We start from the raw sequence: 20,234 nt of genomic DNA on the forward strand, positions 1-20,234 counted from the left end.
GGGTTGGGGGGTGGGGCGGGCGGTGGGGGTCGGACCGCACGGTGTGGGGGCGGGGGCGGCGGGGCGGGCGCCGGGACGGGCAGCGGGGCCTGGTCGCCCGGTGGCGGCTGCGGGGTGGGCGGGTCAGGCGGTGGGGTTGTCGCCGTCGTACCGCCGGAAGCCCTTCGCGTACAGGGAGAGGATCCCGACCGCGAGGACACAGGCGAGGCCGCCGCCGGTGATGGCCACGGCCGGGGAGGTGAGGTCGGCGACCGACCCGGCGAGGAAGTCGCCGAGGCGGGGGCCGCCGGCGACGACCACGATGAACACGCCCTGGAGCCGGCCGCGCATCTCGTCCGGGGCCGCGACCTGCATCATCGTGTTGCGGAAGATCATCGAGACGGTGTCGGAGTATCCGGCGACGGCGAGCAGGAGCAGCCCGAGCCAGAGGTTCCGGGTGAGGCCGAACGCGGCGATGGCGGTGCCCCAGGCCGCCACGGAGAGCAGGATCGCCTGCCCGTGGTGCCGGATCCGCCCCTGCCAGCCGGACAGCACCCCGCCGAGGAGCGCGCCGAACGCCGGTGCGGCGACGAGGAGTCCGGTGGTCTTGGCGTCCCCGCCGAACCAGAGGACGGCGACGGCCGGGAACAGCGCGCGCGGATGGGCGAGGATCATCGCGCAGAAGTCGGAGAAGAAGGTCATGCGCAGGTTGGGCCGGGTCGCGAGGAACCGCAGCCCGTCGAGCACGGAGGCCCGCTTCGCACCCGTCCGCTCGGGCAGCATCGACGGCAGCCGCCCCATCGCGTACAGGGAGGCGGAGAAGGCGAGGACGTCGATGGTGTACGCGGCCTGGTAGCCGGCCAGACCGACGATGAGGCCGCCGAGGCTGGGGCCGACGAGGGTGCCGAAGGTCGTGGTCATGGCGTTGAGCGCGTTGGCGGCGCGCAGCTGCTCGGGCGGCAGCAGGCGCGGGATCATCGAGCTGCGGGCGGGCGCGTTGAGCGCGGCGCAGACGGCCTGGAGGGCTACGATCCCGTACAGGAACCAGACCTCGTGGAACCCGGCGAACGCGGCGGCGGCGAGCGCGGCGGACAGCACCGCGGATCCGCCGGCGCTGGCGAGCCCGAGCTTGCGCCGGTCGACGGTGTCGGCGACGGCACCGCCGTACAGGCCGAAGATCACGAGGGGGACGAGCGAGAACAGCCCGACCAGGCCGACCGAGAACGGCGAGCCGGTGATGTCGTAGACCTGGAGCGAGATGGCGAGGGTCGTCATGCCCTGGCCGACCCAGGTGACGGCGTTGCCGAACCAGAGCCGGCGGAAGTGGACGGAGGTGCGCAGCGGGGTGAGGTCGGCGAAGACCCTGCGCTTACCGGGACCCGCCTCCTGGGTGGCGGTCACGCGATGTCGGCCGTGGCGTGGGGCGCGATGTCGGCCGTGACGCCGGGCGTGACGTCGTACCGGAGCTCGGGGCGCGCCCAGTGGATGTGTCCGGAGGGCGGGACGGCGCCGGTGCGGCGGGCGCCGGTGCGCAGGTAGAAGTCCTCGGCGGGCGGATGGGCCACCACCCGTATCGAGTCGAGCCCGGCGGCCCGCGCCTCCCCGAGCATGTGCTCCACCAACAGCCGCCCGATCCCCCGCCCCTGGGCCTCGTCGGCGACGAAGGCCAGGTCGAGCTCGGCCTCGTCGAGGATCAGCGCGTAGAAGCCGAGCACCTTGTCCCCGGCGTCGACGGCGACGTACACGGGGTGGTGCTCGACGTACGGACCACCGACGACGTACCCGTCGACCATGGAGGCGTAGTCGCCCCGGTAGGCACCGGATTTCCGGACGATCTGGGTGAGACGCTTGGCGTCGGCCGCCGTGGCACGTCTGAGGGTGATCTCGACCATGGGCTGAGTATAGGACCGCCTAGCGGATTGGCTCCTTACATTTATGTGAAGACTGAAGGAGTCCGCGCGGCCCGCCACAGCCCCCCTCACGCCCCCTCACCGGCCCCCTCACAGACAGGCGGCGAGGTCGTCCGGGTCGACGCCGTCGAGGCGGACAGCCAGCGCGTTCAGGCGGTCGCGGAGTCCGGCGATCTCGTCCAGGTCGAGCCCGGTGGCGGCGGCGATGCGGCGCGGCACGCCGAGGGCCCGCTCGCGCAGGGCGGCCCCGTCGCCGGTGACGCGCACGGTGACCGACCGCTCGTCCTCGGCGCTCCGCCGCCGCTCGACGTATCCGGCCGCTTCGAGCCGCTTGAGCAGCGGGGACAGGGTCCCGGAGTCGAGCCGGAGCCGCTCGCCGATCCCCTTGACGGGCAGCTCGCCGTACTCCCAGAGCACCAGCATGACGAGGTACTGGGGGTAGGTGAGCCCGAGCTCCTTGAGCGCGCCGCGGTAGACGCCGTTGAAGGCACGGGTGGCGGCGTGCAGGGAGAAGCAGATCTGGTTGTCGAGCCGGAGGAAGTCCTCGTCGGCGGGTGCGTCGGTGGTGCGTCCGTCCATGGGGCCCAGGATACGGGAGACCCGCATCACACCCAATTAAGTTGTGCACAATTAAATGGCACGCTACAAATATGAGGGCAGCACGACACACCCCGCCCGACACCCCGCCCGACACCCGGCAGCCGGGACCCGAGAACCGGGCCGCCCTGGAACCGGAAACCGGAAACCGGAATCGAGAAGAGGACCCCCATGGACGCGATCTACACCGCAGTCGCCACCGCGAACGGCCGCGAGGGCCGCGCCGTCAGCTCCGACGGCCACCTGGACCTCCCCCTCGCCCACCCGGCGGCCCTCGGCGGCAACGGCCAGGGCACCAACCCGGAGCAGCTCTTCGCCGCCGGTTACGCGGCCTGCTTCGCGAGCGCGATGGGAGTGGTGGCCCGCCAGGAGAAGATCGACATCGCGGACGCCTCCATCACCGCCGAGGTCTCCATCGGCAAGGACCCGTCCGACGGCGGCTTCGGCCTGGCGGTCGTGATGCGCGCGGAGTTCCCGGACCACCTGCAGGGCGAGGCGGGAGCCGCCCTGCTGGAGAAGACCCACGCGTTCTGCCCGTACTCGAAGGCGACGCGGGGGAACATCAAGGTCGAGCTGGTCGTGGAGTAACGACCGGACGGCCGACGACGACCGGCACCGGTCACCGAAGGCCACCGAAGGCGAGCGACGTCCGGCAAGACCGGCACCCAAACCACCCACCCCCGCCACCCGACATCACCCCCCCCTGTCGGCAACTGAACGCCCCCTGTGCACTTTTCCCGCACAGGGGGTGTTCGCATCTGCTCGTTCATGTTGAGATACGGGGGATTCGCCTGCCGTACGGCGGGCAGTCATCGGACGGCCGCCGGGCGGTAGTTCGGGGGCGCTCTCCTTGGGGCGCCCGTCGCCGGCCCGTGGGCCGGCACGCCGCCAGCTCGCCCACCCTCACCCCCGGAGGACAACTCCCCCATGGCTGACCTCAATCGCCGCCGGTTCCTTCAACTGGCAGGCGGCACCGCCGCGTTCACCATGCTGTCCGACAGCATCGCCCGCGCCGCGTCGATACCGGCGCAGGGCTCGACCGGCACGATCCAGGACATCGAGCACATTGTCGTGCTGATGCAGGAGAATCGTTCCTTCGATCACTATTTCGGTGCGATGAAGGGTGTACGGGGCTTCGGCGACCCGCGCCCGGTGACGCTGCCCAGCGGCAAGTCCGTGTGGAACCAGTCGGACGGCATCAAGGTGACGCTGCCGTTCCGCCCGACCAGCGACAAGCTGGGCATGGAGTACCTCCAGGGCCTGAACCACGACTGGCAGGGCGGCCAGAGCGCCTTCAACAAGGGCAAGTACGACAACTGGATCGCGGCCAAGACCAAGGCCACGATGGCGCACCTCACCCGTGAGGACATCCCGTTCCACTACGCGCTGGCCGACGCGTTCACGATCTGCGACGCGTACCACTGTTCGTTCATCGGCGCGACGGACCCCAACCGCTACTACATGTGGACGGGTTACGTCGGCAACGACGGCACGGGCGGCGGCCCCGTCCTCAACAACGCCGAGGCGGGCTACGGCTGGACCACCTACCCCGAGCGCCTGGAGGCGGCGGGCGTCTCCTGGAAGATCTACCAGGACATCGGCGACGGCCTGAACGCGGCCGGTTCGTGGGGCTGGATCAACGACGCGTTCCGCGGCAACTACGGCGACAACTCGCTCCTCTACTTCAACACCTACCGCAACGCGCAGCCGGGCAACCCGCTCTACGACAAGGCCCGCACGGGCACGAACGCGAAGGCGGGCGAGGGCTACTTCGACAAGCTCCGCGCCGACGTGCAGTCGGGCAGTCTCCCCCAGATCTCCTGGATCGCCGCTCCCGAGGCATTCTCGGAGCACGCCAACTGGCCCTCGAACTACGGCGCCTGGTACATCGCGCAGGTTCTGGACGCGCTGACCTCGAACCCGGACGTGTGGGCGAAGACGGCCCTGTTCATCACGTACGACGAGAACGACGGCTTCTTCGACCACGTGGTCCCGCCGTACGCGCCGGGCTCGGCGGCCCAGGGCCTGTCCACGACCGCCACCACGCTGGACTACTTCGGCGGCAAGGTCGGCTACGCGGCCGGCCCGTACGGCCTGGGTCCGCGCGTCCCGATGCTGGTCGTCTCCCCGTGGTCCACCGGCGGCTACACCTGCTCGGAGACCTTCGACCACACGTCGATCATCCGCTTCATGGAGTCCCGCTTCGGCGTCCAGGAACCCCACATCACCCCGTGGCGCCGCGCGGTCTGCGGCGACCTGACCGCGGCCTTCGACTTCACCCGCACCCAGACGCAGCAGCCCACGCTCCCCTCCACCGCGGGCTACTTCCCGCCGGACAAGAACCGCCACTCCGACTTCCTGGCCACCGCCCCGGCCGTCGGCACGATGCCCCGCCAGGAACCGGGCACGAAGCCCACCCGCCCCCTGAAGTACGCCCCGTACGTGGACGGCGCGGCGGACGTCTCGGCCGGCACGTACCGCCTCACGTTCAGCGGCGGCCCGTCGGCGGGCGCCCAGTTCTACGTGACGTCGGCGAACCGCACGGACGCGCCGTGGACGTACACGACGGAGGCGAACAAGCAGATCGCGGACACCTGGAACACGAAGTACTCCAAGACCCTCACCGACCTCACGGTCCACGGCCCCAACGGCTTCCTCCGCCGCTTCCGCTCCCCCGGCAAGACCGCCGCCCCGGAGGTCACGGCCCGCCACAACGGCACGACGGGCAACCTGGACCTGACCCTCACCAACCCGACGTCCACGGACACGACCCTCACGATCGCCAACACGTACACGGGCCAGCCCCAGACGGTGACGGTCCCGAAGAACACGACGACCACCCGCACCGTGGACCTGACGGCGTCCTCCCGCTGGTACGACGTGACCATCACGTCCTCCACGAACCCGGACTTCCTCCGCCGCCTGGCCGGCCACGTGGAAACAGGCACGACAGGCATCTCGGACCCGGGGATCCTGACGTACTGACCCCACCGCCCCGGCCCCTCCCCACGGAGGGGCCGGGGCACCCGCCTACTCCCCCACCCACCTCCGAGCACCCCACCGGGCGCCCGCCCCGACACCGAGCGAGACGAGGATCGCCCCCCAGTCGATGACGTGCGGCAGCCCGGGGAAGAACGCGAAGAACCCGATCGCCACGACGAACCCGGCCCCGAACCCGAGGATCCCCACGACCCGGCGACGCGCCACCGCGACGTCCACCTCGCGCGGCCCCTGCTCACGATCGATCATGAACGACTCACCTCGTAACGACTCACTTCGTGACCACTCACTTCGTGATGTGATGGCACTGGCTCACCCGGCGCACCCCGTTGACGTGCAGATGCGCACACGCCTTGCCATAACGAGGGAGGGTCTGCGGGGAGTTGTTCCGCATGGGGTCGATCTTGCACTCGGAGTGCGTCCTGCCCCGTGACGTGCGGTACGTCTTGTTGTTGGTGTCGGCGTAGGTGAAGTCGATCCGCCAGTTGCAGAAACCGCTGCCCATCGCGGCGACGAAACCGCAGTCCACGCCGGCGTTCTGATAGGTGATCTTCTTGCCGTCTCCCCGGATGACGTGACTGAACATGCACCCGGTCGGCACCTTCATCGTCGCGCCGCCGACGCTGTAGTCGAAGGTGTGGACGGGCGTCGACCCGATCGCGGTGGCCTGCGCCGGCGACGAGCCCGCCAGGGCGACGGCGGTGGCCATGGAGAACGTGGCGAGGAACCGGGGCGCACGCAGGGTGACCATATGAAGGTCCTTCCAGTGGACGACTCTGACCACCGGAGAACCCCGGCGCCGCGCCCTCGGTTGCGAACACACCAGCCAGTTCATTACAGAGAGTGATCAACATTCGATGTGCTGACTTCCCTCCTGCGGCCAGGAGGGGGCAGCTCCGTTAGCGGGCGTCGATGAGGTGTGGTGTGGCTGAATGACGGCGCCCCGGCCGCCTGTTCGCGGGCGGGGCGCCGCGCTCCTCTCGGGGCGTGCGACTAGAAGATCTTCTTCCCGCCCTCGAAGAGCTTCTTGTGGTAGAGCGCGAAGTAGCCGCCGAGGTCGCCGCTGGTGACGCTGAAGCCGCGGACGGTCTCGTCGTCCGTGGTGAAGGCGCAGAACACCGTCTTCTCGTCGAGTACGGCGATGCTCAGGGCGTCCACCTGGGACACGGCGCGCGTGTCGTGGAGCTGGATCGAGTGGAGCAGGTACTTGCCGTTCCTGACGCTCTTCGCCTGTTCGCGCTGGTCCTCCACCCAGGCGCGCATGGCATCGGTCTGCGGCTCGGCCATGACCCGCAGGAGCGCGCGGTCGGAGCCGCCGTTGGCCCAGGCGACGCAGGCCTTGAAGTAGTCCTTGGCGGCCTTCTCGTTGCCGGGCGGGACCCTCCGGAAGTAGCTGGACCGCACCTCGTCGGTGGTGTCCTTGAGCGCGGTCCTCAGCGCTCCGTAGAACTCCCTCCCGTTCTTGTAGTGGGTGACCGAGGACGCGGACGCGATGATCGCGTCGACCTTCTCCTCCGTGCTCTTCTGCTGCTTCTGGACGAGGTCGAGCCGCTGGAAGACCAGCCCGGCCAGGAGGAGCGCCACCGGCGCCGCCCAGCCGTCGGCGGTCCAGGCCGCCGTGAACACGTTGCGGAGAGCGAGGAACGCGGCCCCGACGAGCGGGATCCACACGGTGACGACGGACGCCACCTTCTCCGCGGTGCGACTTACCTTCGCTTTCACCACAGGCTCCCTACTGTGATCGGGCGATGGCTGCCCTGGCCGCACATGACGCGCGTAGCGGCGGCGGGGGCAGGGGGTCCGCACCCGAAGACGCCCGGGGAAGGGGACGGGTTGCGGTGACCCCGTAGGGTGTGTCGCCGTGAGCGAATGGCAGATATCCGACGAGGCGGGTGGCGTGCTCTCCGCGCGCTGGTGGCAGTGGGCGTTGTCGGCGCCCGACGAGATCAGTCCGGTCGCCGACGAGACCGGGGAGCACGCGGGGTGGCGGCAGCCGGAGGATCTCTGGTTCCTGGCCGGGACCTACGGCGGGCGGGTCGTGCGGCGGTGTGAGGTGCCGGCCAGGCGGCGGGTGTTCTTCCCCGTGCTCAACATGCAGCACACCAAGCTGTTCTCGCGGAAGGCGATGAGCCTCGACGTCACGCGGGCGACGGCCCACCTCAACGGCGTTCCGCTTCCGCTGAAGGAGTTCGTCGCGCCGCCGTTCCGGTTGGGGCTGCGGATGCATCTCGCCTGGGGCCTGTGGGCGGGGCTCGCGCCGCTGACGCCGGGACAGTACGTGCTGGAGATCAAGGGGGAGACGGCGGAGGGGTTCTGGGTCGACACGACCTATCACCTGACCGCCGTCGAGGGCTGATCGCGGGCGGGAGGTGGTGTGGGGGCTCGGTTCGGGTCATCGCCGGGGCGGTCCGCCCTCGCAGCCGGAGGCGGCGCTCTTATCGGTAGGCCGCCGCGCGTCGGCGCCTGCGCATCCGTACGTACATTCGTGGGATCTCGGCGTGTCGCTGCTGTGACGCGTCTCACCGGTGGTGCACCGTGGACGCAGGGCTGGCAAAACCTTCCTGCGTCCACGGCAACGGTGGGGCGGGTGGGACTCGAACCCACGGCCGACGGATTATGAGTCCTTTGGGGATCTTGGCGGCCCTTGCCATTCCATGATCAGGTATGTCGTTTCGCCTGGTCAGATGGGGTGAGGTGGACCTCCCCTTTCCGGCCCTTGCCAATCCTTTCCTGTCCTTGTGTCCAATCTCCGTCCAATCCCCGTCCATCCCTGGCCAGTCGCGGGACCACGTGGACATCGAGCCCAGCTCACCGGGCCGAAGCGGAGTCCCGGCCGACGGATTCCCTTTCCAACGCACAGAGGCTCCGCCCCCCGTACTGGGGGCGGAGCCTCATGGCCGTGTCGTCGGCCCAACATCTGCCCTCAGGATATCGGGCCGGGGCCAGGCTCCCAAGGGCTGGTCAGTCGGGCTTCTTGTTGGAGGTGCGCTTGCGCGGGCGGCGCTTCGCGGCCGAGCGGAGGGCGTCGCCGGTGGAGACGCCGTCGGTGACGGCCTCATCGGCCTCGGGCTCCTGAGGCTCGGCGGCCGGCGTCGCTTCAGTGGGCTGCTGCATATCGGATCCTACGGTGAGGCCTTCGTCGCTCTGGGCCATCGACGTCTCGGAGGTGTCGGCCGCGTCGGCTTCGACCTCCGGGACGGGGTCGCCTTCGCCCGGCTCGTTGCTGGTTTCGGCGGCCGGCTGGGTGTGGGCCTCGGGGCCGCAGTCGCGGAGGGACGTACCGGTCGGGGTGGCGTTCTCGTTGGTGGCCTCGGCGAGGGCTTCGGCGAAGAGGTCGTCCCAGGGGCGGTGGCCGACGTAGAGGGGCTTGATGGTGAAGGCGGGCAGGAGGTTGTTCTCGACGGCGGCCTGGATGAGGTCGGCGGGGTCGTCGTCGTTGTCGTCTTCGGCGAGGAGGGTGATGGCGTGGTTGTAGCGGTGGCCGGCGGCGAGGCGGAGGGCGAGGTGCGCTTTGTGGGCGTTGCGCTCGGCAGGGGTGGCGTCGGCCGGGAGGGAGGGGGTGGGGGCGCCGGTGATCCAGATCTGCGCGGTGGTGCCGCCGTAGATGGGGCGGAAGCTGAGGCTGCGGCCGTCGTCGTGGGTGAGGTGTGCTGCGCCGTCGGCCGGGGCTTCGGGGTCGATCGTCCAGGTGCCGGTGGCGGGGTCGGTGAGGGTGAGGCGCTGGGCGAGGGTGAGGGCCGCTTCGTGGACTGCGGCGTCGGTGATGAGCATGGGGTTCTCCAAGAGGTTTGGCGGTACGACTGCGGCCCCGCCTTTGAGGGCGGGGCCGGTGGATCGGTGGTCAGGCGGGGCGGACTATGTCGCCCTCGTCGAGGAGCATGGAGAGCCTGGATCCGCTGTCCCAGGTGATGTCGAGCTGATCGAGGGTGGCGTTGTATCTGAGGACGGTGCCCTCGTCGTCGGGCTTGAGGTCGGTGTGCGGGTCGCTGGTGTGGACGAGGGCGATGCGGTCGCCCTGGGCGTAGGCCATGTGTTCCTTTCTCGGGGTGTGGTGGTGCGGGGTCGGCGCCACGAGCGGCGGGCCGGTACGTGCCCCCTCCCTGACGCTTTTATTCTATATGCATTCAAGGGGGGTTCAAGATTCATTTTCGAGATTTCCGCAGGTCAAGCCGCATTCTCAAACAGTGCTTCGACCTTGCGGATCGCGGCGAGCATGACCGCCTGGGCGTGCACGCGATCCCGGCGGCCTATCGACTCGCGCGCTTCCTGTGCGGCCCTGGCCGGCAGGTTGCCGTCGTGGAGTGTGTCGCCGCAGGCGATGAGGACGTGCGGGCCGAGATCCCACACGATCGCGTTGACGGCGGCCCCGGCGGCCGCGATCGGGTCGATGTCCGTGAGGCACCAGCCGAAGCCGTGCGGGCTGATACCCCTCTCCCGCATGACCTGAGCGGCAGCGCGGTAGAGGCCGCCGGTGCCTCCGGCAGGCTCGTCGAACTTCATCCCCGGCTCCAGCGACGCGTCGGAGAAGAGCATGCGGGCCATCAGCTCCGCCATGCCGGGCGGCGTATGGACCTCCGCGAGCGCGTCGTGGCTACCCCTGGAGCGGAGGACCGCTAGGAGCGCGCCCATGATGTCCGCCTCCGAGCGGATCTCGGCGTCGGCGCTGCTGGTGCGGTGGAGCAGACCGCGGGTGAGCGCCGCCTCGACGACGGCGCGCACGGCCTTGATGCGTCGGGCGGGCGGCTCCTCGTCGTCGAGCCAGCGGTGCAGCGGGGCGGCGCGGTCGATGAGGTCGGGGCGACTGATCCACCAGCGGGCCCAGCACTCGCGGAAGGCGGTCATCAGGTCCTGCTCGCTGAGGCTGAGCCACCAGTCGGCAGCGAGGTGGGCGTCGGGTCCGTACAGGGGCCAGAGAGCGAGGGTGGCGACGGTTCCGATCGGCACGGCGATGTCCTCGCCGCCCTGGTGGTGGTGCCAGGCGTAGCTGACGGCCTCGGCTATCTCGAAGGCGTGCGCGTGGGGGTCGCGCGTCGAGGGGCGGTAGTGGTGCGCCTCGGTCTTGGGCGGGGTGACGCTGCGGAGGGTGCGGTTCGTCGCCGGCGTCCGATTGGGGGCGGGTGGGAGGTCGGTGAGGTAGCGGCGAATCGGGGCGGCGGGGGCAGGCGGAGCGGGCGGCTCCTCCGACTCGTCGGCGAAGAGGTCGAGCTGGCTCATGTCGGTCTCCGGGATGGGTGGGGTTCGGGCAGGTCCCGCCACGCCCGCCCCGGCTGCAGGGCGGGCGTGGCGAGGGTGGTTCAGGCGTGCCGCAGTACTGCCTGCGTGATCACGTCGGCTGCGGCCTGGTGGCCGTCTTCTACGAGGCTGGCGTGGAGCAGGTAGATCTCCAGCTCCTCGGCGTCGACCTGGGCGAGGGAGTCCGTGAGGCTGAGGTGGTCCATCTCTCTCGGGCGGCACGGGTATCCGGCGGCGATCGTGTTGACGATGCTGGCGACCAGCCGCTCGGTCCGCCGGGGGCTGAGGTTGAGCGTTTTCCCCACGCTGTGGATGGCCTGAAGGTTGCCGAGGAGGGCGGTGGGCGGGACGTCGAGGTGGGCTCGCTGTACCGCTTCGCGCTCCGCCTTGATGTGCGCGTCCCACAGCACCTCGGCTTCGGGTTCGCGTCCGGCGAAGGCGAGCGCGGTGGAGTGGACGGCGGCCGTGAAGCGGGGGCCGGGGAGGGCGGCGGCGAGGTATTCGCCGGGGGTGCGTCCCGCGCGGGCGATGGCCGGGTGGCGGGCTTCGGCCTGGAACTGCCGCAGGGTTCGCCGGACGGCGCTTTCGGCAATGCGCGGGTCGATGCCGAAGCGCGTGGCCGTCGGATGGGCGAGGAGCTGTATCGAGGTTGCGTGCATCGGTTGCTCCGTTTCTACTCGGTGGGCTGTGCGGGGGCGGGGTAGTGGGCCAGGGCGTCGTCGAGCTGGGTGGCGATGTGCTCCATGAGGGTGCGGATCTGCTTGCGGTCGCCTTCGAGATAGAGGGCGAAGTCGAAGACGTGGGGAGCGGCGAAGTAGTCGATGAGCTGGCGGTACTCCTCCTTGGCCAGCGGGACGAGGTGGTCGGGTCGCAGGGCCCAGGCGGCTTCGGTGGCGTTGTCGATGAGGCTGGCGGCCGCACGGAGGTCGGCGTCCTCGGGATTGCGGACGATGAGGACGAGGGCCATTGCCCCGAGGTGGTGTTCGGGGGTGTTGAAGGCGGGGGTTCTTGAGGGCTTGGGCATGTGTGTCTCCTGGTGGAGGGGAACGCCTACCCGATGCTGCTTTTCTATGTGCATTGAGGGCGTGGGTCGGCGCTGGTGAATGGGCGGGAGGGTCAGTGGTGAAGGTCAACGACGAGGGCGGTCCCATTGCCCGGATCCGCACCGCCGGCGGCAGTCACTTCGCGCACGCACTGGGCGGCTGCCTCCTTCGCGCTTTCCGCGAGGTGCAGGATCGGGCCCAGCCGGTCGCGCTCCAGCGGCGCGTAGACGCCTCCGGTGCACAGGAGGAACCGAGCCATGGCGCGGTGTTCGACGAACCGCTGGGTGATCGGCCCGGCGGTGAGGCTGGAGGCGGGCCAGCCCCTCAGCGCGCGACCGCCGGCGGGCAGGCCGTGGCGGTGGAGCTGAGCGGCGGCCCTCACGTGGTCCGCGGTCAAGGGAATGGCGGCACCGAAGCGTGAGACGCGATACGCGCGGGAGTCGCCGCACCAGGCGATGTGGACGTACGGATGCCGGGCGTCAAGGACGGCGACGACGGCGGTTGCGGTAACCCCGCCGGTCTGGCGGTCGGCGTTGGCGGCGATCCGCGCGGCTCGGAGCGCCTGGTCGGGGTTGCCGCTCTCGACGGCACCCTGGGCGATGAGGGGGGCGTACCGATGGACGAAGTGGTGGACGTCCGCGGTGGCGCCCATTCCATCCAGGACGACGAAGGCCGATCGCCCGGTCGCTCGGGAGAGCCTGACGGCATGGGCGTCGCACTGATACGTCCGCTCACCGCGCGCCTGGGCCGCGCTGGCCGTGAACGGTGCCGTGCTGATGAGTCCGTCCGTCAGGTCGGCGACGCGCTGGACGGCGTTCACGCTGTCGGCGGACAGCGGGGCCAGGTTGCCGTAGCGGTCGGCGGGACCGGTGAAGGCGACCGGGCCGCGCAGGACCGGCGGCAGGCTGCCGCCGGTGAGACTCATCCAGACCTGACGTGCGGGCTGGTTGACGGGTCCCCGATCCAGGCCGGCGTGGACAATCGCCTGTCGACCGAGGAGGTAGGGGCGAGCGCCCTCGACATAGAGGTTGACGTCCCCACGGAAGGCACCCTGGTCCCGGTAGAGCGTCTGCGTTCGGCCGCTGGGCCACAGGACTATGACGGAGGGGGTCATGCCGGGGATCCGATCCGTCGGGGGCTGGGCCCGTAGGCGTGGGCGGGCAGGACGATGGTGAAGTCGCGCTGGTCTTCGAGCGGGAAGACGTAGTAGTAGCCGTGGGGATGGGTGCGCAGGTCGGCGAGCCGGATGAGCTTCGCGACGTCGGCCGCGACCTTGCCCCAGGCGGGGTCCGGCCCCTTCGACAGGTCGAACTCCTTGAACTCCTCGCCGTCCTCGCCGCAGAGCTTCCAGAGGTCGTAGGACCACGGCCCGTCGCCCAGGGTGGCCACGATGCCCCTGGTGCGGGGTTCGATCGCGGTCGCGTTGACCGCGAGACGGCGCAGGATGGCGCGGGCGAGGCTGCGGGTGGCGGCGCAGACCTGCCGGTCCTGTTCGCCGCAGGGGTCTTGCACGGGCACGTACACGTTCGTCCTCCTGGGTGCGAGTCCGCCCGGCGGCCGGGTGTGCGTTCACCGGCCGCCGGGCGGGGTTCGGGTGGGGTTCCCCCCTCTTCATGCTTCTATTCTATATGCATTAGGGGGATTGGCAATATTTTCGGTGGAATTTTCTCGTGCGGCGCGCGGCTAATTTCCCTGCTCAGACGGCAGGTTGGGCGCCTCAAGAGCTCTGATGTGCAAGACGATCCGGGCTCCCTCGACGACGTGACCGAGCCTCATGTCCGGCCCGACGACGCGCGTGTGGTCGTCGTCGTCCAGGACGCCCTGGTCAACGAGCCCGTCCGTCACGGCCTTGAAGGTCGGGTACCAGTTGGCCGGGTCCCGGCGCCCGCGTTTGGGCGGGTGCAGAACTCCTACGATGTGCGCCCGCTCCAGGTGCGGAATGTGGCGCGAGGCGAGGGCGGCAGCCCGCCTCAGGACGCGGGTCACCTCGGCGCGTCGATGGTGGTGGCCTTGTTCACGAGTTCTGACAGCAGATGTCCATCGGTTTCGACAGCACCCCGCGCGGCCGGATCGAACGCGCGGTGAAGGCTGGCGGCCTGCGCGAACCCACCCGGCCGGTCACCCGTTCGGTCGACTCGTCGAGCGGTGGCGTTCCACCGGTGCTCTGCTGGCCGCAGCGCCTTTGGGCGGGGCCAGTGCCCACTCGAAGGAGCGGAACCCGAGCGAGATGACAGAGGAGCACCCGTGGTCCAGCGGCAGAGCACTCCCGAGGCCGTCGCCGTCACGGTCGAGAACTTCCCCCGGGCCGAGAGCGACATGTACTTCTCCGTGTCGGCAAACCAGGGAGGCTTCGGGGCTTTCCACCACCACCGCGCCCTGATGCCGATCGACCACCAGAGCGTCGTCCGCGCCAACCGCGACACCCTGTACTCCGATGCCGTGCTCGACCTGGACGCGGGCCCGGCGACCATCACGCTGCCCGACCCCGGGGACCGGTTCCTGTCGATGATCCTGATCAACGAGGACCACTACATCGCCGGCGTCGAGTACGGAGGCGGGTCGTACCGCGTCACGCGCGAGCAGGTCGGAACCCGCTACGTGATGATCGGCATCCGCACGATGGTCAACCCCGGCATCGCCGGCGACCTGGCAGTCGTCCACGCGCTCCAGGACTCCATGCACATCGACCAGCCCGGAGGCCCCGGAGACCTCGACCTGCCCGCCTGGGACCAGGTGTCCCAGAAGCGCGTCCGGGACGCTCTGATCGTTCTCAGCGAGGGACTTCCAGACCTCGCGCACGCCTTCGGCGCGCCCGGACACGTCGATCCGGTCCGCCACCTGATCGCCAGCGCGAGCGCGTGGGGCGGCAACCCCGACAAGGACGCCACCTATCTCAACGTGACCCCTGAGGACAACGACGGCGACACCGTCTACCGGCTCACCGTGGGCGAGGTGCCGGTCGACGGGTTCTGGTCGATCAGCGTGTACAACAGCGACGGCTACTTCGAGCAGAACACCGAGGGGGTCTACACCCTCAACAACCTCGGCGCGAAGCGGGCCGCCGACGGCACCATCACCGTCCAGTTCGGCGGCACCACAGACGACGAGGACGTCAACGTCCTCCCCGTCCCCAAGGGCTGGAACTACATGGTCCGGCTCTACCGCCCCCGCCCGGAGATCCTGGACGGCACCTGGGCCTTCCCTCCCGCCCGACCGATCTGACCTGAATCTCCACGGCCTCGTTGACGATCCGGATCCGCACCGGCCGCCCAGCCTTCACCGCGCGTTCGATCCGAGCCGCGCGGAGTGCTGTCAAAACCGGCGGATATCCGCTGTCGGAACTCGTGAACAAGGCCAATGGTGGTGAAGCCGTTCGTTGGCGTTGAGCAGGATCAGCCGAGGCGGGAGCGCGACTCTGAACCGGCGTCCGGGAAGTCCCTGGAACCAGTCGACCTCGCCGACATTCGGCTCCACAGCTGCCTCCACCATCGGCGGGGGCGCTTCCGGCTCCCAGTCGTCGTCCGGGGCGTAGCCGCTGCGTCGCCGGCCCCCCGTTCTGGTGAGCGGGGAGTCGTGCAAGCTGGAGACCAGGATGGACCGCTGGCGGGCGCCGGTCGCGGCGTCGGCGACCAAGGCGCGCAACTCCCCGGGCTGGTACCGGACGATCCGCAGCCGAGCAGTGTCCTCCGGATGGCAGGCCGCGAAGACGCGCCCGTTCACGATGAAGCCGGCGCTCACGCTCGGCTCCCGGAGTCGGGCCGGACGCGGACGATCCTGAGCACCCCGGCACGTGCCAGGCGTAGGGCGAGGGACGTCACGCGTCCCACCGGGTGGACCTCGAAGCCCGCGCAGATCGCGGGCGCATCGCTGCCGAGCGTGGCGTGGCAGACGATGTGACCGCCGTCGGCGACGGCCTGGTCCACCATGCTCTTCACCCGGCCCTGGGTCAGATTCATGAGGTTGCCCGGCCGGAAGATGCAGGTAGTGCACCGCTCCAGGCAGATCCGTACGCTCCACGTCGCAGGGTCGGCGACGTCGTGGCGAAGACCGTCCTCGGTATAGGTGGACCCGCTCATGTCCCCCGTCCTCTGCTCGCTCTCGCGCTGATGCACGTGGCACCCCTCCCCTTGGTCGTGTCTGTCTCGTGGTCGTTGCCGCCCCGGGGCCTCCGGGGCGGCTAAGTTGGCTGATCAGGCGGCAGAGCTGCCGAGGGCGAGCGCCAGGTGGCTGACGGCTACCGGCTGCGTCGGCGGGACGTAGGCGACGACCTCGACGGGGATGTCCGCGTAGGCGCCGAAGGTGCGGCGGATGACGTTGCCCCTGGTCGTGGGCGTGTAGTCGGTGTGAGAGTCGGGGTTGTCGCTTCCGATCAGTTGGGCCCACCTCTCGTAGGTGCCGTGGTCGGGGTGGTGGAGGTGAAGGCGTACGCCCATACCGAGCTCGCGGCCTCCGTCGAAGATGACCTCGAAGCTGATGTTGGGCACGGGAAGGTCGCCGTTGAGCTGGGCGATGAGGGCGACTGCGGCCACGGGGCCGAGGAGGTCGCGCATCTGGCGGTCACGGGGCATGGAGGTCTTCTCTCAGTCCGAGGTGGGCAGTTCGAGCTGGTCGGCGTCCGTGTCGAACTCCTGGCAACGCAGGCACAGTTGCTCGGCGGCTTTCCGATGGGCACGCACGCCGGCCGCCTTGCCGCACGCGGCCTTGCGGATGACGGGTGCAAGCAGCTCGGCGGGTTCGGCGTCCGGATGGGTGCAGACGATCTCCCCGTTGTTCCAGATGCGCCCGCCGCAGATGCCGGAGAACTCGGTCTTCGCCGGCCTGACCTGCCGGATGCACGCAGCGCGGAACGGGCAGCCTGCGCAGACGTAGAGCACGGGCGAGCACAGCTTGATCAGGTCAGCGGAGGACTTGAAGCGGTCATCGGCCACAGCGAAGTCCTCGTCGCCCCAGCAGGGCGCGTGCTCGGTGACGTGGATACCGGGGAGGTTGCGGGTACCGGTCACAGGACGGCCGCCAGTCGTCGTCCGATCCACCCCGCGACGTTCACGCTGACGGCGTTACCCGCCAGCATGGTCTGTTCGGCCTGGGTGCCGTAGACGATGTAGGCGCCCGGGAGCCTCTGTGCGAGGAGCTGCTCTCGGGGCTTCAGCATCCGGAAGTAGCAGTCCTCGATGTTCGGGGCGCTGCGCAGCAGCGCAGCGGAGTCGCGGGTGGAGAGCGTGTGGATGGGTTCGACAGCCGTTTTGACCGCCGCCTTGCGGTAGGGGATGACGAGGGTGTTCCGCGCCTGCTCGGGCACGTGGCCGTTGTGGGTGACCAGGCCGTGGTGGTTGCCCTGGGCGGTGATGCTGGCGAGCGGGTTGCGGGCGGGGCTGGCGGTGGCGTGGTTGCGGAACTCCACGACGAAGGGCTCCACTGTCACGAGGGCTTCGCTCTCGCGGGTGGTCCTGGTGCGCAGCGGGACGTCGACGGGAACGGCGTCGGTGTTCCACGAGCCGCCTGTCGGGACGAGGAGGGCGTCTCCCTGCTTGGCGGTACGCGTGGAGAGGGGGCGGTCCTCGACGGCGTACGCCCGGTCGCCCCCATCCTTGCCGTGGGTGAGGGTGATGGAGCTGGGGCGGTGAGGAAACTTGATGAGGCCAGCGTTGATCCGCTGCATCGTGCTGTCCGCGAGTGGCCTCTTGCGGTCGCCGATCCGAGTGCCGAGGTCGCCCCAGTTGATGATGTCGCTGGCGGGGCGGACGTAGGGCTCGACCATGGCGTGGTGGCAGCGAGTGTTGGGGCACCGGTAGATGTAGTCCCGGCGGTACTTGCCGATTCGTGTGCCCGTGACGTGCCAGGACTGCACCGCGTTCACGTCCTCGCCGCACTCAAGGCAGAACGAGAGCGGGCGGGGTGCGAGGTCCGGCTTCCGCATGGCCTTGAGGGTGAAGGTGACGTACATGCGGTCGCGCCACTGCGGCGCCCTCAGGTTGGTCTCGTCGCCGACGTGGGCGCTGCTGACGCACGTGATCTGGTAGTCGTAGCCAAGGCGCTCCATGGCCTGAATCCACGTGGGGAAGAGGACCCAGTCGAGGCCGAACTCGACCACGTTTTCAACGACGACGGCCTTGAACTTTTTCGCCTCGGCTGCGCGGACGACGCACCACCCGGTAACCCGAGTTCGCTCGAAGGCGTCCTTGGTCAGCGCCTCCCAGTCGTCCTTGTCCTCGACCATGGTCAGGAGGTCCATTTGGGCGGTCTGGCGGGGGCGTCCGCCCGCGGGGCTGATCTCGGTGCAGATGACGGAGGCCCACAGGATGTCGGCGTTGGGCAGGTGGCGCATGGGGAAGCCGCTGATGTCCATGCACGCGTGGTCGGCGTTCACGTGATTTGCGGCGTGGGTTTCGATCGCGAGGGACCAGTGGTTGATGCCGAGGAGGAGTTCGTGTCCGGCCTCGACGAGACCGGTACTGCTGCCTCCCGCGCCGCAGAGCAGGTCGATGACTGTTGCCATGTGGATGTTCTCCAAGAGGTGTTGCCAAGGCCCGGCCCCGTGGTTGGCGGAGCCGGGCAGGGCGAGAGTCAGAGGGTGCGCAGGCCGCCGTGCACCTGCGCGCGGCGCAGGAAGGAGATCCAGTTCCCCCAGTCCGGCTGTCCCCAGGGCATCTCCGAGATGTCGATGGCCGGGTGGGCGGCATAGGCCTTCAAGGCGGCCGTGAGCTCGGGGACGGTGACGAGGAACCCGTCGCTGAGCGAGAGCTTGTACTTCGGGATCGCGGTCGGCTCGGGCTCGGCGGCGTCCTTGACGGCCTGGTAGGCGGCCCTGAAGGCATCGATGCGCTGCGTCACCTCCGGATCGCGCTGGAGGTGGGTCTGGAAGTCGGCCTCCGTGAGCTGGAAGCCGTCGAGCTGCGGGTAGGGGGGGTTGGCCGTCTCGACGACCATGCCCAGGTTCTGCATCGCGTCGAGGACGCCAGGCATGCGGGTGTCGGCGATTCGGAAGTAGTTCTCGTCGCCTATCAGGAATCTGCCTTCCTGATCCTGGACGTAGATGTCGTATCCCATGTCTTCTCAAGAGGTCGGGGCCGCCGGGCCCGTGCGGGCCCGGCGGCGGTTCAGCGGTGGGCTGCGTGGCGGCGGTGCGTCTCGCCGCAGGTGGTGCAGCGCGGGATCCTGCTGCGCGCCTCCCGCCGCAGTTCATCGATAGCGAGGGCAGCGAGGCCGGCGGCGGCGCCGACGCCGAGCGCGAGTAAGGCGTACAGGGCGGTCACGACGGGCTCGGCTCGGCGTCGGCGGGGCGCCCGGGCGTGGCCTGGCTCGGGGCCTGCCTGCCGTGTGCCAGGAATATGGTGACCACTTCGCCGTGCACGTCCCAGACCGTCACGGGCCAGTCGGTGTCCTCGCCCGTTAGGTGGATGAGACGGGCACCCTCCCGCTCGATGAAGTGGGTGGCCTGGTCGAACGCCTTCAGTGCCTCCTCGCGCTTGAGATAGGACTCCGGACCCAGGTCGACGACCGCGCGGTGCTTGGCGGTCACACCCACCGTTTGGACGGAGAACACCTCGACGGGCGGGGTCGCGAGGCCCTGTGCGGCGATGAACTCGGTGATCGCGACGATGACGGGGGCGACGTCGTTGCCGTTTCCGGACTGCTCCCCGGCGGGGGTGGAGTCGTAGACGATCTCGTCGATCGTCGGGACGTCCGGGTGAGCTCGCCGGACGTGGAAGCCCTGAAGGTCCGTCGGGTCCAGGGGCAGGTCGTGGTCCGAGGCGATCCACAGGTGCGAGCCGTCGGCCAGTTCGGCGACGATGCCGAACTCGCCGCCGGTGGTCTCGACGTCGACGTGGAGCGGGATGCGGCGCAGGGCGCCGATCACCTCGTCATAGGCGTTCCACAGCCGTCGCCAGAGCGGGTCGGTGATGCGGCCGTGTTCGGGCAAGGGGGCGGGGACAAGGGCGTTGTTCACGAACTCTCCAAGAGGTCGAGGGCAAACACTATAGCGTTGGGATCTATTTCGGGTTGATTTTGAATGCCTTACGAGGTGGACGCCTGGCGCCCCTTCTCGTTCATCTGGCGCGCCACGGCGGCCACCGATGCGAGCTCCTCGGCACGAGCGTCGGAGACGTCCGCGATCCACCGGGCCTCGCCGGCGAGGTGGCGGATCTGCATGAGGGCCCGGTGGTTGACGCGGGGATCGAGGCGGACTCGCGCACCCCCCAGGCTCTCGATGAGGCGGTCGATCACTGCGTCGCGGGCGCGCTCGATGCATCCGCAGCCGCTGGAGCACCGCTCCTCCTCGACCGCGTCGCCGAGGTCGGCGATGCCGACGAGCGCATCCCCGGTTCCCTCGGGGTCCTCCCGGTAGAGGTCCGCGAGGATGCGCAGGCACGCGTGGATCACGGTGGAGTTGTCGAGGACCAGGGCCCCGTCGCAGTCGCGACCGAGGGTCGGCAAGTAGGTCATGGTGTCCTTCCGGTCCAGGAGGGGTTTC

Annotated in this window: 25 protein-coding genes; 4 read left to right on the top strand and 21 right to left on the bottom strand. The window is 69.7% G+C overall.

The features are described 5' to 3' along the window. Positions 1–123: 123 nt before the first annotated feature. The 3 genes from AB0Q96_RS22340 to AB0Q96_RS22350 form a co-directional block, all read right to left on the bottom strand. Positions 124–1,380: an MFS transporter gene (locus tag AB0Q96_RS22340; RefSeq protein WP_365328017.1), complete on the bottom strand. Its 1,257-nt coding sequence runs from the start codon at positions 1,378–1,380 to the stop codon at positions 124–126. Further along, positions 1,377–1,871 (bottom strand): GNAT family N-acetyltransferase, encoded by a 495-nt coding sequence (locus AB0Q96_RS22345; protein ID WP_365328020.1) that lies wholly within the window; start codon positions 1,869–1,871, stop codon positions 1,377–1,379. The genes AB0Q96_RS22340 and AB0Q96_RS22345 overlap by 4 nt, the downstream gene beginning before the upstream one ends. Before the next feature lie 108 nt (positions 1,872–1,979). Next, entirely contained in the window at positions 1,980–2,468 is a 489-nt protein-coding gene (locus AB0Q96_RS22350; protein WP_365328022.1) for a MarR family transcriptional regulator, read from the bottom strand. 189 nt (positions 2,469–2,657) lie between these two features. Here AB0Q96_RS22350 and AB0Q96_RS22355 point away from each other — a divergent pair, with 189 nt between their 5' ends. Continuing rightward, positions 2,658–3,074, top strand: coding sequence for an organic hydroperoxide resistance protein (locus AB0Q96_RS22355; protein ID WP_329420365.1), 417 nt, complete (start codon positions 2,658–2,660; stop codon positions 3,072–3,074). A gap of 339 nt (positions 3,075–3,413) precedes the next feature. Then, complete coding sequence (locus tag AB0Q96_RS22360) at positions 3,414–5,471, top strand: phosphocholine-specific phospholipase C (protein WP_365328024.1); 2,058 nt, start codon at positions 3,414–3,416, stop codon at positions 5,469–5,471. A 45-nt stretch (positions 5,472–5,516) separates the two neighbouring features. Here AB0Q96_RS22360 and AB0Q96_RS22365 read toward each other — a convergent pair whose 3' ends face one another. From AB0Q96_RS22365 to AB0Q96_RS22375, 3 genes are all read right to left on the bottom strand, one after another. Beyond that, complete coding sequence (locus AB0Q96_RS22365; RefSeq protein WP_365328026.1) at positions 5,517–5,735, bottom strand: hypothetical protein; 219 nt, start codon at positions 5,733–5,735, stop codon at positions 5,517–5,519. 37 nt (positions 5,736–5,772) lie between these two features. Next, entirely contained in the window at positions 5,773–6,237 is a 465-nt protein-coding gene (locus AB0Q96_RS22370) for a hypothetical protein (protein ID WP_365328028.1), read from the bottom strand. Between the two features lie 242 nt (positions 6,238–6,479). Next, entirely contained in the window at positions 6,480–7,208 is a 729-nt protein-coding gene (locus AB0Q96_RS22375) for a hypothetical protein (RefSeq protein ID WP_365328030.1), read from the bottom strand. 139 nt (positions 7,209–7,347) lie between these two features. Between AB0Q96_RS22375 and AB0Q96_RS22380 the strand changes: the two genes are divergently transcribed. Next, a complete protein-coding gene (locus AB0Q96_RS22380) occupies positions 7,348–7,842 on the top strand; it encodes a hypothetical protein (protein ID WP_365328032.1) in 495 nt (164 codons plus the stop codon). A gap of 605 nt (positions 7,843–8,447) precedes the next feature. Here AB0Q96_RS22380 and AB0Q96_RS22385 read toward each other — a convergent pair. The 7 genes from AB0Q96_RS22385 to AB0Q96_RS22415 form a co-directional block, all read right to left on the bottom strand. After that, positions 8,448–9,257, bottom strand: coding sequence for a hypothetical protein (locus tag AB0Q96_RS22385; protein ID WP_365328034.1), 810 nt, complete (start codon positions 9,255–9,257; stop codon positions 8,448–8,450). 70 nt (positions 9,258–9,327) lie between these two features. Next, positions 9,328–9,516 (bottom strand): DUF4314 domain-containing protein, encoded by a 189-nt coding sequence (locus AB0Q96_RS22390; RefSeq protein ID WP_365328036.1) that lies wholly within the window; start codon positions 9,514–9,516, stop codon positions 9,328–9,330. A 134-nt stretch (positions 9,517–9,650) separates the two neighbouring features. Continuing rightward, positions 9,651–10,700, bottom strand: coding sequence for a hypothetical protein (locus AB0Q96_RS22395; RefSeq protein ID WP_365328038.1), 1,050 nt, complete (start codon positions 10,698–10,700; stop codon positions 9,651–9,653). Positions 10,701–10,780: 80 nt separating this feature from the next. Further along, positions 10,781–11,377: a hypothetical protein gene (locus AB0Q96_RS22400; RefSeq protein ID WP_365328040.1), complete on the bottom strand. Its 597-nt coding sequence runs from the start codon at positions 11,375–11,377 to the stop codon at positions 10,781–10,783. Between the two features lie 14 nt (positions 11,378–11,391). After that, positions 11,392–11,742: a hypothetical protein gene (locus AB0Q96_RS22405; RefSeq protein ID WP_365328042.1), complete on the bottom strand. Its 351-nt coding sequence runs from the start codon at positions 11,740–11,742 to the stop codon at positions 11,392–11,394. A gap of 92 nt (positions 11,743–11,834) precedes the next feature. Next, the gene (locus tag AB0Q96_RS22410; protein ID WP_365328044.1) at positions 11,835–12,686 is read right to left on the bottom strand and encodes a hypothetical protein; all 852 of its coding nucleotides are present in this window, start codon (positions 12,684–12,686) and stop codon (positions 11,835–11,837) included. A gap of 185 nt (positions 12,687–12,871) precedes the next feature. Beyond that, positions 12,872–13,279, bottom strand: coding sequence for a hypothetical protein (locus tag AB0Q96_RS22415; RefSeq protein ID WP_365328046.1), 408 nt, complete (start codon positions 13,277–13,279; stop codon positions 12,872–12,874). Between the two features lie 726 nt (positions 13,280–14,005). Between AB0Q96_RS22415 and AB0Q96_RS22420 the strand changes: the two genes are divergently transcribed. Beyond that, a complete protein-coding gene (locus tag AB0Q96_RS22420; RefSeq protein WP_365328048.1) occupies positions 14,006–14,983 on the top strand; it encodes a DUF1254 domain-containing protein in 978 nt (325 codons plus the stop codon). Positions 14,984–15,073: 90 nt separating this feature from the next. On the opposite strand, the gene AB0Q96_RS22425 is transcribed toward AB0Q96_RS22420, so the two are convergent. From AB0Q96_RS22425 to AB0Q96_RS22460, 8 genes are all read right to left on the bottom strand, one after another. Then, the gene (locus tag AB0Q96_RS22425) at positions 15,074–15,499 is read right to left on the bottom strand and encodes a hypothetical protein (RefSeq protein WP_365328050.1); all 426 of its coding nucleotides are present in this window, start codon (positions 15,497–15,499) and stop codon (positions 15,074–15,076) included. Further along, a complete protein-coding gene (locus AB0Q96_RS22430) occupies positions 15,496–15,837 on the bottom strand; it encodes a hypothetical protein (RefSeq protein ID WP_365328052.1) in 342 nt (113 codons plus the stop codon). Before AB0Q96_RS22430 ends, AB0Q96_RS22425 begins: the two co-directional genes overlap by 4 nt. 114 nt (positions 15,838–15,951) lie before the next feature. Continuing rightward, on the bottom strand, positions 15,952–16,329 hold the full coding sequence (locus tag AB0Q96_RS22435; protein WP_365328054.1) for a hypothetical protein: 378 nt from the start codon (positions 16,327–16,329) through the stop codon (positions 15,952–15,954). Between the two features lie 12 nt (positions 16,330–16,341). Further along, positions 16,342–16,764 (bottom strand): hypothetical protein, encoded by a 423-nt coding sequence (locus AB0Q96_RS22440; RefSeq protein ID WP_365328056.1) that lies wholly within the window; start codon positions 16,762–16,764, stop codon positions 16,342–16,344. Continuing rightward, a complete protein-coding gene (locus tag AB0Q96_RS22445) occupies positions 16,761–18,257 on the bottom strand; it encodes a DNA cytosine methyltransferase (RefSeq protein WP_365328058.1) in 1,497 nt (498 codons plus the stop codon). Before AB0Q96_RS22445 ends, AB0Q96_RS22440 begins: the two co-directional genes overlap by 4 nt. 68 nt (positions 18,258–18,325) lie before the next feature. Then, a complete protein-coding gene (locus AB0Q96_RS22450; RefSeq protein WP_365328061.1) occupies positions 18,326–18,808 on the bottom strand; it encodes a hypothetical protein in 483 nt (160 codons plus the stop codon). Between the two features lie 202 nt (positions 18,809–19,010). Beyond that, positions 19,011–19,709: a hypothetical protein gene (locus AB0Q96_RS22455; protein WP_365328063.1), complete on the bottom strand. Its 699-nt coding sequence runs from the start codon at positions 19,707–19,709 to the stop codon at positions 19,011–19,013. Positions 19,710–19,777: 68 nt separating this feature from the next. After that, complete coding sequence (locus AB0Q96_RS22460) at positions 19,778–20,206, bottom strand: hypothetical protein (protein ID WP_365328065.1); 429 nt, start codon at positions 20,204–20,206, stop codon at positions 19,778–19,780. Between the last annotated feature and the right edge of the window lie 28 nt (positions 20,207–20,234).

Source organism: Streptomyces sp. NPDC093111 (assembly GCF_040683955.1).
GTDB lineage: Bacteria > Actinomycetota > Actinomycetes > Streptomycetales > Streptomycetaceae > Streptomyces.